This is a genomic window from Geobacter pickeringii (genome assembly GCF_000817955.1).
In the GTDB taxonomy this organism is placed as follows: domain Bacteria; phylum Desulfobacterota; class Desulfuromonadia; order Geobacterales; family Geobacteraceae; genus Geobacter; species Geobacter pickeringii.
Genome location: NZ_CP009788.1, coordinates 1149198 through 1161751, shown reverse-complemented (window position 1 = coordinate 1161751; position 12554 = coordinate 1149198). Strand labels below are relative to the sequence as shown.

Here is a 12554-nt window from a genome sequence, read left to right as displayed (position 1 = left end):
TCGCCTACTGTAGCTGAAACGGGATGACCATGTCACCCCGGTATTCAGGCGACGTCTCCGGCGCGGTAGCAACTCTCCTCCCGCCAGCGGATCGCCTCCTCAAGCCAGCTGAACGGCCGGGCTCCCTCTACCCCGGGCACGGCGAGGCCGTCGACCCCGGCCACGATGGTCGTCTCACCCTCGTCCGCCACTGCCCGCGCCATCACCCGGCGGAGTTCCCCCGCGGCGAAGAACCGGGGAAGCGTCTCGATGGCGATGCTGCGATGAAGAGAGTGGTATCCCGCCTGAAGGAGCGCCTTGTGCAACGCTCCGTGGACAACGACGGTGAAGCGGTGCCCCATGCGGGCGCCGCGCAGGAGCACAGAGAACCTGGCCCGGACCGCCTCGGGGTCGGCATCCTTGGGCCAGTAGACGCAGAACGCCTCCTCGCGCCCCCAGCGGTCCTCGTAGGTCGCGGCGCTTCGGCGCACGGTCTCCTCGCGTCGCGCCGCGGAACCGAGGGGGACATCGTCGACATAGGTCACCGTCACCCCTTCGGCCGCACAGGTCAAGAATCCGCGGCGCAACGCCCGGCGGGAATAATCCTTGAGGCACCAGACGCCGCCGTCCAGCTCCTCGTCGAATCCCCCCTGGCGCGTCACAAGCTCCTTCTTGACGAGAAGCGCCGCAAACGAACCGTGGGCAACCTCGACCTCCACCGGCGCGGTGCGCCCGTTCCTCTCCCGTTTCTGGCCGGAGGCGTGCTCCAGCCGCGGCACCACCAGCCCCACCTCGGGGCGGGCGGCGGCAAGCTCCAGCATCGGTTCCAGCCACCCTTCGGCAACGACGGTAGTGTTGCGCACGATGACCACACAGGAGGCCTCAGCCCGCTCCAGACCACGGTTCACCGCCTTGATCAGCCCCTGATTGGCGGTGGTCTTCAGGAAAAGCGCCCGCTCTCCCAGCACCTCGGCGAACTCTTCCAGGAGCCGCTCGGTTTCCCGGTCGCTGCCGTTGTCGAGAAGGATGATGCGGGCCGTCGGTGCCGTCGCCATGAGGGTGACCAGGCAATTGCGGGTTTCCACCGGCCGGTTCCAGACCGGCAGAAGTATGTCGACGTCAAAAGGTTCCATGGAGCGGGGGTGCGTCCGGGACGGCACGGGGTGGAGCGGGTATGGTCGCGAAACGGATGAACCGCATGGACGGAACCGCGGCGGAAGGATCATCCCTCCACCGCGGCGTCGATGCGGTTCCCAAATCAAATCGGCCGGGTGCTGTCCGGCCTGGTGCGGAGTATCAGGAAGAGACGGCCACCCGCCGGAGCAGGTTCAGCTCGTCGAGCACCTTGCCGGAGCCGAGGACAACGCAGGAAAGGGGGTCCTCGGCGGTCACCACCGGCAGTCCCGTCTCTTCGCGGAGGAGCGCGTCCAGATTGCGGAGCAGGGCGCCGCCGCCGGCGAGCACGATCCCCTTGTCGACGATATCGGCCGCCAGTTCGGGGGGGGTTCGCTCAAGACAGATCTTCACCGCCTCCACGATGGCATTCACCGGCTCGGAGAGCGCCTCGCGGATCTCGTCGGAATTGATCTCCACCGTCTTCGGGATGCCGGAGACGAGATCGCGCCCCTTGACCTCCATCGGCCGGACGTCGCCGCCGGAGTAGGCCTCGCCGATCTCGATCTTGATCAGCTCGGCGGTCCGGTCGCCGATCAGGAGATTGTACTTGCGCTTGATGTACTGGACGATGGCTTCATCCATCTTGTCGCCACCCACCCGGACGCTCTTGGTGTAGACGATCCCCGCCAGGGAGATGACCGCCACCTCAGTGGTGCCACCGCCGATGTCGACGATCATGTTGCCGCTGGCCTCGGTGATGGGAAGTCCCGCACCGATGGCGGCCGCCATGGGCTCCTCGATGAGGTAGACCTCCCGGGCGCCGGCAGACTCGGCCGACTCCTTCACCGCCCGCTTCTCCACCTGGGTGATGCCGGAGGGGACGCAGATGACGATCCGAGGCCGGACCAGGGTCTTGCGGTTGTGGACTTTGTGGATGAAGTAGCGGAGCATCTCCTCGGTGATGTCGAAGTCGGCGATGACCCCGTCCTTCATGGGACGGATGGCAGTGATGCTCCCCGGCGTGCGGCCGAGCATCTTCTTGGCCTCCATACCGACCGCCAGCACCTTCTGACTGCCGCCATTCATCTTCTGGACCGCCACTACCGACGGCTCGCGGACCACAATCCCCTTTCCCTTGAGATAGACGAGGGTATTGGCGGTGCCGAGGTCGATGGCGAGGTCGTTGGAGAAGAGCCCGAACAGCGCATCGAATATTTTAAGCATGGGTTAATCCTTTCATTCATGCAGATACATGAGCTTTTTCGAAGCGTTGGATGGTAACAGAAAGGCTCCGGCCATGCAAGGGGGAAAACGGCAGGATATTGTATATATTGCTTTTGCGCACCGACTTATAGTAGTATGCTGACCCGTTATTTTCAGGGGTTTTCACCGAAATCACCCGCCACAAAAGGAGTCCTCGCGAATGCTCGGCATCATGCGGAAGTACAAACAATCCATCGTCATCAAGGTCGTCTTCGGCATCATCGTCCTCTCCTTCATCGGTACCATTTTCCTGGTATGGGGGAAAGGCGACCAGGCCCTCACGCCGTCGAGCTATGCCATCAAGGTCGACCGGACGAAGATCAATTACGAGGAGTTCCAGCGGACCTACTACCGGCTGCGCGACATCTACGCCCAGATCTACGGCGGAGCCATGACCCCCGAGGTGGAGAAGCAGCTCAACCTCAAGAAGCAGGCTATCGACACCATCATCGAAACCACGCTGGTGCGCAACGCCGCCAAGAACATGGGGATAAGCGTCTCCAAGGACGAGGTTCAGAAGGCGGTTGCCGCCATCCCGAACTTCCAGAAGAACGGCTCCTTCGACTTCAGCCAGTACCTCCAGATCCTGAGCGCCAGCCGCATCACCCCGAAGGACTTCGAAGAGAGCCAGAAGGAAGAGCTCATGGTCCGCAAGGCCCAGGAGAAGATCAAGGCACGGGCCCAGGTCTCCGACGACGAAGCCCTGAAGCTCTTCAGGAAGAAGAATGATACCGTCGACCTCCTCGTGGCCGCCGTCTCCCCCGACGACGTGAAGGGAGAGATCAAGCTCACCGACCAGGAGTTGACCGACTTTCTCGCCAAAAACGCCCTCGAATTCAAAAGCTCCGAAAAGATCAGCCTGGCCTATGTCCGCGTGGAACCCACCAAGGGGGCCGGAAACGTGAGCGTTTCGGAAGCGGATATCCAGTCGTGGTACCAGAAGCACATCGACCGCTACCAGGGCAAGAACGGCATCCTCCCCCTCACCGAGGTGAAGGACAAGGTAACGGAAGACGCCCGGCGCTTCAAGGCCGGCCAGCAGGCCTACGAGACAGCGGCAGAGGCCGTGAACAAGAGCAAGGCGGCGGGTGACCTCGCCGCGGTGGCCCGTGCCCTTGGCGCCAGGGTCGAGGAGACGGCCCCCTTCACCGCCCAGCAGCCGGTCCCGGCACTGGCGGACGATGCGGAAGTGGTGAAACGGGCATTCCTCCTCAAGCAGAACGAGCTCGGCGGCCCGGTGGAGACGCCGAAGGGGATCTACATCCTGAAAATAAAGGAGCGCCAGCCCGCCGAAGTTCCTCCCCTTGCCCAGATCCGCGCCCGGGTCGAGGAGAAGGCAAAGGCGGCGCGGGCCGTGGAGCTTGCCAAAAAACGGGCCGAAGAGATCCAGACAAAGCTTGCCAAGGGGGATACGGCGGGGCTGAAACTCCAGCAGACCGGAAGCTTCGTCTTCGATCCCAAGGGGAGCGTGCCGAACGCCGCCCCTTCCGCCGACCTCATGGAAGCCGCCTTTACCCTCACCGACAAGACTCCCGCCCCGTCGGCACCGGTGAAGGTGGGGGGACGGTGGATCGCCTTCCGGCTCAAGCAGCGCACCGAGCGCAACGCGGCGGCCTTCGCCGGCGAAAAGGAAAAGATCAAGCAGCAGATTCTGCCGCAGAAGCAGGAAGAGGAGCTCCAGAAATGGATCAAGGAGCTCCGGGCCAAGGCCAAGATCGAGATCAACCCCGCCCTGAAAGAACAGTAGCCTTCGGCGGCGCCGCGTCCCCTGCCGGGCGCGGCGCCCCCCCCGCTTCCACTGATACCGCCTCAGTCAACACAACCGGAAAAAAGGAGTCACCACCATGGCAAACCTGGTTCTCACCACCGACTTCCCCGACCTGACGCTCGCCGGCCGCGGCAAGGTCCGCGACATCTACGACCTCGGGGATGCGCTGCTCATCGTCACCACTGACCGGATTTCCGCCTTCGACGTCATCATGAACGAAGGGATTCCCGACAAGGGATATGTCCTCACCCAGATCTCCGCCTTCTGGTTCCGCCAGATGGAGGACATCATCCCGAACCATATCATCTCCACCGACGTGAAGGACTTCCCGTCCCCGTGCCAGAAGTACGCCGACATCCTCGAGGGGCGCTCCATGCTCGTGAAAAAGGCGACTCCCCTGCCGGCCGAGTGCATCGTCCGCGGCTACATCTCCGGCTCCGGGTGGAAGGATTACAAGGCGACCGGCGCCATCTGCGGCATCCGCCTCCCGGCGGGGCTTGTGGAGTCGGACAAGCTCGAAGAGCCGATCTTCACCCCCTCCACCAAGGCCGAGCTCGGCACCCACGACGAGAACATCTCCTTCGACAGAATGGTGGAGCTGGTGGGTAAAGAGACCGCCGAGAAGGTACGGGACATCACCATCGCCATCTACAAGCGGGCCCGCGACATCGCCGCCACCAAGGGGATCATCATCGCCGACACCAAGTTCGAGTACGGCATCTACAACGGCGAGCTGATCATCATCGACGAGTGCATGACCCCTGACTCCTCCCGGTTCTGGCCCAAGGAGAGCTACCGGCCGGGGGGGGCGCAGCCGTCGTTCGACAAGCAGTTCCTGCGGGACTACCTCGAAACCCTCGACTGGAACAAGACCGCCCCCGCGCCGCCGCTCCCCGCCGAGATCGTGCGAAAGACCGGGGAGAAGTACATGGAAGCCCTCGTCAAGCTGACGGGAAAGGGGAAGTAGCCGCCACCGGCTCCTCCCTGAGCATGACCGAAAAAGCCCCGACCGTTGCCGGTCGGGGCTTTTTTGCGTGCGACAGTCCGGGCGGCTACTCCCCGGCAGTGCCGAGAACCTCCCGCAGCGCCCGTCCCAGCTGCTCGACGTTATAGGGTTTGCTGACGGCGCCGCTGAAGCCGTAGTCGGCATAGCGCGCCATGATCGGATCGCTCGAATAGCCGCTCGAAACGATCACCTTCGCGGCGGGGGCCAGTTCCCGCACCTTGGCCACCGCCTCTTTTCCCCCCATCCCGCCGGGGATCGTCAGGTCCATGATGACGGCAGCGAACGGCGCCCCCTTCTCCAGCTCCTGCCGATAAAGCCGCACCGCCTCGACACCATCGCGACAGGTGACCGCCTCGTAGCCGAGAAGCTTCAGGGCAACTTCGACCATGTCGAGGATAAAGTCGTCGTCGTCCATCACCAGTATGCGCCCCGCATCAGGCGTTCGACCGGCCGGTGCCGGTTTCTCCGACGGGGTCGATTTCTCCACGGCGGGGAGCTCAACGACGAAGAGGGTTCCCCGCCCCGGCTGGGAATCGACCCGAATCACGCCATCGTGGTTCCTGACGATTGAGTAGACCGTGGCGAGCCCGAGGCCACTCCCCTGCTGCTTGGTGGAGAAATAGGGATCGAAAATCCGCGGGAGATACTTCTCCGGGATGCCGACTCCCGTGTCCTCGAAGGAAATCCTGACCTTTCTCCCCGCTTCGGCCGTCCTGTCGACGTTTTCCGCCGTGATGGCGACGACGCCGCCGTCCGGCATGGCCTGGTCGGCATTGAGCACCAGATTGTTGATAACCTGGCTGAACTGGCCGACATCGGCATCCACCAGCCAGAGATCGTCGGAGATGGAAAACGTGCAGCGGACATTGGAGCCCCGGAGCGCAAAGCTGGCCGACTCCCTGATCAGTTGCGCCAGTGACGTCACCTTCTTTACCGGCGCCCCTCCTCGGGAGAAGGTAAGCAATTGCTGGGTCAGGTCGCGGGCCCGTTCCGAGGCCTTTTGGGCCCGTTCGAGGAGGGGGTGGGCCTCATGGTCTGACGTGACGATCATTCGGGCCAGGGATATGTTACCGAGGATGCCGGTTAGCATATTGTTGAAATCATGGGCGATTCCCCCGGCGAGAACCCCGAGGGATTCGAGTTTGCGCGCCCGGAAGAGCTCCTCTTCGGCCTCCTTCTTCTCCGTCATGTCCCGGAAGACGAGCACCACGCCGAGAATTGCCCCCGAGCGGTCGCAGATCGGGGCGGCGGAATCGGCGATGACCCGCTCGGTGCCGTCGCGGCCGATGAGCACCGTGTGGTTTGCCAGCTCCACCACCCGGCCGGTCCTGAGGACCTCGTCCACCGGGTTCACCAACGACTCACGGCTCTTTTCGTTGATGATCGGGAAGACCTCACTCAGGGGGCGGCCGGCCGCTTCCTCCTGCTTCCAACCGCACAACTGCTCGGCAACCGCGTTGAGCAGCACCACCCGCCCCGCCGTGTCGACCGAAATGACCCCGTCGCCGATGGAGCGGAGCGTCACCGCGAGAAGCTCCTTTTCCTGCTCCAGGGCACGCTGGGCTTCCTTCAGTTCGGTGACGTCCGCAATGATCCCGACCAGCGCATGGAGGGAGCCATCGGGATTCTCGAGCCTCTTGCCGGAGAGGTACCCCCAGAAATCGCTCCCGTCGGCCCGAAGGTAATGCCGTTCGGTGGCGACATGATCAATCTCGCCGGCGATGAGCCGCCTCATCCGGCAATCGCCGACCTCCCGCTCGGCGGAATGAAGCCGGTCGTGATAGCGGCTGCCGACCAGCTCCTCGAAGGGGCAGCCGAACATTTCCGCCATTTTCCGGTTGGCAAACGTGATGGTGCCATCGGCGCCGACGATGATAATTCCCGCCTGGGAGGTCTCGAAGATGACCCGGAGTTGCCGCTCGCTCTCCCGCAGGGCATCCTCGGCGCGGATCCGATCGGTGATGTCGAGCATCACCCCCACGAGACCCCGGAGCGTACCGCCGTTCTGCAGGATGACGGACTTGTAGAAGATCACCTCGTGGAGCAGGCCGTCGGCGTAGCGGACCTTGGCCTCATAGACCTGGGTGCCGCGCTCCGCCATCAGCTCCAGGTCCGCCCGGTGGTAGATCTCGGCAAGCTCGGGAGGAGCTATGTCGTGGACCGTCGCGCCGATGATCCGCTCCTTCGGGATGCCGAGAAAGTCGCTGAACGCCCGGTTGCAGTTCTCGTAGGCCCCTGCGGAATTTTTGAAAAAAATCGGGGTTGGGATCGACTCGATGATGGAGTTGAGCAACTCCCTGCTCTCGTAGAGTTCCCGGTTGGCCACGGCGAGGGAGGCCTTGGTCTCCTCAAGTTCCCGCAGCCGCTCCTGCAGCTCCGGGTAACAGCTCGGAAACGCACCCGTGCCGAAACCGTGCGGGCTCTTCTTTTCCGTGTTCTCACCATCAGGGAGTTTCTGCATAGGTCCTCGCAATTTTCACTGGCGGGGGCAACGGCATCGTGCCCGCGCGATTGCGGCAGCACTTTGGAACGCCGAACAAATATGATACACTCATCGGGAACATTGGGCATCCGTTGCAGTTATTTTTTCGGTCCGCAACAAATTCATCCGCTTCTCCGCCCGTCACCGGGCGATGGGAGCCGAGACGGAGTTCACACGCTGGTGAAACAGACTGTTCTGGTTGTCGACGACGACGATGATGTCCTTTTTCTTGTGGAATATGCCCTCAAACGCCTCGACTTCGACGTCACCTGCATGTCCGACGCCGCGCAGGCCCTTGAGGCCTACCGGCGGGAACTTGCCGACGGCCATCCCTTCGACGCCGTCATCATGGATCTGAACATCCCCGGCAGCATCGGCGGCAAGGAACTCGTCGCGCGGCTGCGGGAGCTGGACCCGACGGCCCGGGCCTTCGTATCGAGCGGCTACCCTGACGATCCCTGCATGACCGACTATCAGCGCTTCGGTTTTACCGGCGCCATTTCCAAGCCGGTGACGTACGAGGAACTGCTCGCGTCGTTCGTTCCCGCCATGCGCCCGATGGCGGAATAAATTCATACCTCCCTCGATCCGGCGACTCATCCCCTGCCGCGGAGCCGTTCCGGAGCCCCACCCTATCTGTTCTTGCGCCCGTTTTCCCCCTGCAGGTAGTCGCCGAGGAGGGAGCGGCTGTGCTCGTCCTCGTGGCAGTAGACACAGAGGTTTTCCCAGTTGCTCCCGTCGGGGGGGTTGAAATCGTGGTTGCCGTCCCGGTGGTGCACCGTCAGCAGGTGCAGATTGTGGAGCTCGAACTCCCGCCCGCATTTGGCACAGATCCAGCCGTGGATCTTGAGGGACTGCTCCCGGTAGTTGGCCGGTGCCGTTTGCTCCCCCTTCATGCGGCGCACCATCTCGTCCAGTTCGGCCTGGGACTTTTCCGTCGGCTTTCCCGGCCGCCGGGGCCTGAATGACATCCCCATTAGAGCTCCTCCCCCGCCGAGTGCCTCGCCACCCCCCCCTGCTCCGCAAAGTTCGCCAGCACCGACCGGGCCGTGTACAGGGTCAAAAAAGCCAGCGGCGTCTCCCAATCCTTATTTCAGAACCGCCCGATACAGGGCTTCGTACGCCACCGCCTCCCGGTGGGGGGCGTACTGCTCGCGAACGACCTGCTGGCCGTTGGCGCCGAGGTGTCGCCGCAGAGACTCGTCCCGGGCCAGCAGCCGCGCCTTTTCGAGAAATTCGGCCTCACCGCGGTAGAGAAGCCCCGTTTTCCCCTCCTTGACCACCGACATGTTGCCGTCGATGAACGACGCGAGGACCGGCTTGCCGAAGGCCATCGCCTCCAGGACGCTGTTGGCCATTCCCCCCTCGAACTGGGAGGTGTTGAGCACCACATCGGCCCGCCGATACAGGGCACCGATGGAGTTGTGGGAGACCTCGCCGAGATAGCGGGCGAAGGGGGTGTGCCCGATCTCCGCCAGCACCCGGCTGCCGTAGGTACCATCGAGGATCGGTCCGGCCACGAGGAGCCTGACCGCCGGCGTCTCCCGGTGGAGATCCCTCAGGGGGGGGAGGGAAAACATGACATTTTTTACCGGACGGATTCCCGCCGGAAGGAAAAACACGAGCTCTTCCCCATCAAGGCGCTCCCCTCCCCACGAGAATTCTTCCCCCGGCAGCTCCACCCCCTGGGGAATGACATGGGTTTTGTCGGCCAAAGGGGGGTGGTGGTCCGCGAGGCGGCATCGGACGCACTTGTGGAAGGCGACGATGGCGGCTGCATCGCGAAGCACGTCGAGCGTCTCGCCACGGCGTCCATCCTCCAGAGCCTCATAGACATCGGAGCCGGTAAGGGTGACCACAAACGGAACGCCGGCGGCCCGAGCGCTCTCCCGCGCCACCCGCCCCCCGTGGTAGGCGTGGAAGGCGTGGATGATGTCCGGCTGCGTGCGGCGCAGCTCCCGCGCCATCTCTTCGGCCAGCATGACATCGAGGGCAAGGACCTGCGCCGTGCAGCCGACGTCGGCAAGGTGGCGGGCGATCCGGTCGACGGTGACCGCATTGCCCCGGACGGGGGGATGGTAGTAGGGGGTGATCAGAGCGGCGTTCATCGGCCCGGGGCTCTCCTTTCGAGCCGTTGATACTAACGCGGAGCGCCTGCCCAACGCAAGGACAAAGACCTTGCGCGACCGCTTCCGCCCATGCTATTTTTGCCGATATTTCAAGGGGAATCACCATGAAGATCACCATCCTCGGCAGCGGCACCTCCACCGGCATCCCGATGGTCGGCTGCCACTGCCCCGTCTGCTCGTCCACCGACCCGCGCGACAAGCGGACCCGGGCCTCCCTTCTGGTCGAAACGGAGGGGAAATACATCCTGATCGACACCTCCCCCGACCTGCGGCGCCAGGCGCTCCGGCACCACATTCCCCATATCGATGCCGTCCTCCTCACCCACCCCCATGCCGATCACATCAACGGCATTGACGACCTGCGCGGCTTTCACTTCATCCACCGGCGCGTCGTTCCGTGCTACGGTAGCGGCGAAACCATGAAGGCGGTGCAGCGGAGCTTCTCCTACATCTTCCGGGGACAGGAAGCGGCGGGCTATGCGCCGCTCCTCGACCCCCACGTGGTCCATGAGCCATTCTCGCTCTTCGGCCGGAGAATCATGCCGATCCACCTCTACCACGGGACCATGCACGCCACGGGATACCGGATCGGCGCTGCCGCCTACCTCACCGACTGCAGCCGCATCCCCGAATCGTCCCTCGCACTGCTGGAGGGGCTCGAACTCCTCATCATCGACGGACTCCGCTACACCCCCCACGAAAACCACTTCAACATCGACGGAGCCCTCAACGTGATAGGGCGGCTGCGGCCGAAGCGGTCAATCATCACCCACCTCACCCACGAGGTTTCCCACGCCGACGGAGCACGACTTCCGGTCGGGGTGGAGCTGGCATACGACGGAATGGATCTGGTCGTGTAGTGACCTCTTGAAAAAGCGGGACGTTGCCGCTATAAGTGACAAAATTGCGTTTACGCACGGGGCCCCATGTACAAAGATATCCGTCTCCACGGCCAGATCTTCGACCGCTTCGAGTACTACGCCATCGTGGCGGGGGAAGATGCCCACCAGCGCTATTTCTTCAATGCCGCTGACGGAGCTGATGGAGAGCTCCGCTTCTTCTCACCGGGGAACGAGTTCGTCATCAGCCGGGAGGGGATCCGCCACGCGGGCAACGGCGGCTCCTTCTGCGAATACATGTTCGGCGTCGACCAGCCGCTGGCCGATCTCGCCAAGGCCGAGGTCATCAACCGGCTCATCGTCTACGGCGCCCACGCCGGAGAAGAGAGCGGCCCCCTCCTCTTCAGCGAGCGAACTGGCGGAGAGCTTGGCTTCGAGAAAATATTCTTCGAGGGGAACGCGGTAGTAAACTACTTCTTCTTCCTCTCGTCGACGCGCCTCCCCGGCTCCCTCCCCCACCAGCAGGAAGCCCTTGTCCGGACCATCGGCAAGGCCCTCAAGCGCTCGCCGGCAGTGGGGAACCAGAACGAAAACGCCCTGATCGCCGAGGTACTCGGGCTCCTTGACGACCCGAAGGCCCTCTTTTTCCTCTTCAAGTTGATCAACACCCCTCACCGGGAGTATTACGAAGCCTTCCGCCACCTTTACTTCAAGAACAAGAAGATTGCCGACCACGACTTCGCTATTCTGACCGGGATCGCCGCCCGTCACGACATCGACCGCTATCAGCAGGAGCGGATCCGCATCGACGTCATGTACAAGCACCAGGCCAACCGGCGCATCGTGGACGAGTACAAGAACATTTTGATCGACTGCCAGCGCAGGAGGGAGATCACCAGCCTGGAAAACGCCCGGCTCACGCGACTCAAGACGCTGTCGGTCCGCAACAAGATTCCCGGTGCCCTCTTCTACGCCCTCGACGAGGTGCTCAAGGAAGACAAGAAGCTCGTGGGCCCCGAAGAGCAGGACTACATTGCCGAGACCCGGCAGGTGCTGGAGGGACTCTTCCTGGGGGAACGGGAGATCGAGAGCGCCATCGACAACGAGGATGCCGTCAAGCTCCTTTTCGCCAAGAAGCGGGCCGCCGAGAACCGCGACCACACCTTCGAGGAAATCCTCCTCGAAGCCAGCAAGGCATGCGACGAAAAGATCCGCGACGGAGCCGACATTTCGCTGCTGGAGGGATTCTCCCGGATCATCACCTACTTCGACCGCTACGACGCCACGTCCCAGGTGGTAAACCAGCTGGCCTTCATGGAGAACGTGCGGATCACGGAAGAGATGCTGCGGAGCCTTCTCGGCAACCGGGAGGCCTTCGAAGAGCTGCGGCCGGGGCTCTTCGGGGAGATCTTCATCGCAGATCTGCTGGACAACAAGTACCTGGGGAAATACGGGAGACAGAAGGTGACGACCCTGGTGAGCGGACTGCGCCTCGTCAAGGAGAACCGGCTCGCCGTCTCGGATCTCCTGGAGCGGCTGCATGCCACCGACCGGGAGGAGCGCCTCGCCATCACCCTTCTGGAATGCGTCCGCGACCGGATCAGAAACTTCTACTCCAAGTATGCCACCAGGGCCGACCAGGAGACCCTGCATCGCGAGGTGAGCGAAGACCTGCGCAACCGCAAGGTTATCAGCGACGAGATTCCGGAGCGGATCTTCGCCGAGACGATTCTCACCATCAAGAAAGAAGCCATCTATCTCCACAGCCTCCTCCCCCGCATCGTCGCCGACCGCGACATCGCCCTGCGGGAGGACTTCCTGGAGAACTCCGGCCTCGACCGGTTCTACGTCGAGGAACTGGAGCGCGAATACTTCGAGCTGAACGAACTCGACATGGAACAGCTCTACCAGATCCGCAAGGGACTCAGCTGATCACCCCCTCGTCCCCCTTGACTTCCCTTCCCCCCATCAC

General features: G+C 63.2%; 10 protein-coding genes. 5 read left to right on the top strand and 5 right to left on the bottom strand.

The features are described from left to right. Positions 1–44 precede the first annotated feature (44 nt). Both GPICK_RS05270 and GPICK_RS05265 read right to left on the bottom strand, forming a co-directional pair. A complete protein-coding gene (locus GPICK_RS05270; RefSeq protein ID WP_039741098.1) occupies positions 45–1112 on the bottom strand; it encodes a glycosyltransferase family 2 protein in 1068 nt (355 codons plus the stop codon). A 163-nt stretch (positions 1113–1275) separates the two neighbouring features. Further along, positions 1276–2319, bottom strand: a complete 1044-nt coding sequence (locus GPICK_RS05265) for a rod shape-determining protein (protein WP_039741096.1) — start codon at positions 2317–2319, stop codon at positions 1276–1278. Between the two features lie 199 nt (positions 2320–2518). On the opposite strand from GPICK_RS05265, the gene GPICK_RS05260 reads away from it, so the two are divergent. Both GPICK_RS05260 and GPICK_RS05255 read left to right on the top strand, forming a co-directional pair. Then, positions 2519–4105 carry a peptidylprolyl isomerase gene (locus tag GPICK_RS05260; RefSeq protein WP_039741094.1) on the top strand — a complete coding sequence of 529 codons (1587 nt, stop codon included), beginning with the start codon at positions 2519–2521 and terminating at the stop codon, positions 4103–4105. A 97-nt stretch (positions 4106–4202) separates the two neighbouring features. Further along, entirely contained in the window at positions 4203–5093 is an 891-nt protein-coding gene (locus GPICK_RS05255) for a phosphoribosylaminoimidazolesuccinocarboxamide synthase (RefSeq protein ID WP_039741093.1), read from the top strand. Positions 5094–5178: 85 nt separating this feature from the next. Here GPICK_RS05255 and GPICK_RS16580 read toward each other — a convergent pair whose 3' ends face one another. Further along, on the bottom strand, positions 5179–7593 hold the full coding sequence (locus GPICK_RS16580; protein ID WP_052263303.1) for a PAS domain-containing hybrid sensor histidine kinase/response regulator: 2415 nt from the start codon (positions 7591–7593) through the stop codon (positions 5179–5181). A gap of 201 nt (positions 7594–7794) precedes the next feature. On the opposite strand from GPICK_RS16580, the gene GPICK_RS05245 reads away from it, so the two are divergent. Beyond that, positions 7795–8184 (top strand): response regulator, encoded by a 390-nt coding sequence (locus GPICK_RS05245; protein ID WP_052263302.1) that lies wholly within the window; start codon positions 7795–7797, stop codon positions 8182–8184. A gap of 62 nt (positions 8185–8246) precedes the next feature. Here the strand turns inward: GPICK_RS05245 and GPICK_RS05240 are convergent, their stop codons facing one another. Both GPICK_RS05240 and GPICK_RS05235 read right to left on the bottom strand, forming a co-directional pair. Beyond that, positions 8247–8591 carry a YajD family HNH nuclease gene (locus GPICK_RS05240; protein ID WP_039741090.1) on the bottom strand — a complete coding sequence of 115 codons (345 nt, stop codon included), beginning with the start codon at positions 8589–8591 and terminating at the stop codon, positions 8247–8249. A 111-nt stretch (positions 8592–8702) separates the two neighbouring features. Beyond that, positions 8703–9722 carry a GPMC system family 4 glycosyltransferase gene (locus tag GPICK_RS05235; protein WP_039741088.1) on the bottom strand — a complete coding sequence of 340 codons (1020 nt, stop codon included), beginning with the start codon at positions 9720–9722 and terminating at the stop codon, positions 8703–8705. Positions 9723–9847: 125 nt separating this feature from the next. Here GPICK_RS05235 and GPICK_RS05230 point away from each other — a divergent pair, with 125 nt between their 5' ends. Both GPICK_RS05230 and GPICK_RS05225 read left to right on the top strand, forming a co-directional pair. Next, complete coding sequence (locus tag GPICK_RS05230) at positions 9848–10603, top strand: GPMC system MBL fold metallohydrolase (RefSeq protein ID WP_039741086.1); 756 nt, start codon at positions 9848–9850, stop codon at positions 10601–10603. Between the two features lie 66 nt (positions 10604–10669). Further along, the gene (locus tag GPICK_RS05225) at positions 10670–12514 is read left to right on the top strand and encodes a TIGR04442 family protein (RefSeq protein ID WP_039741085.1); all 1845 of its coding nucleotides are present in this window, start codon (positions 10670–10672) and stop codon (positions 12512–12514) included. The last annotated feature ends 40 nt before the right edge of the window (positions 12515–12554 follow it).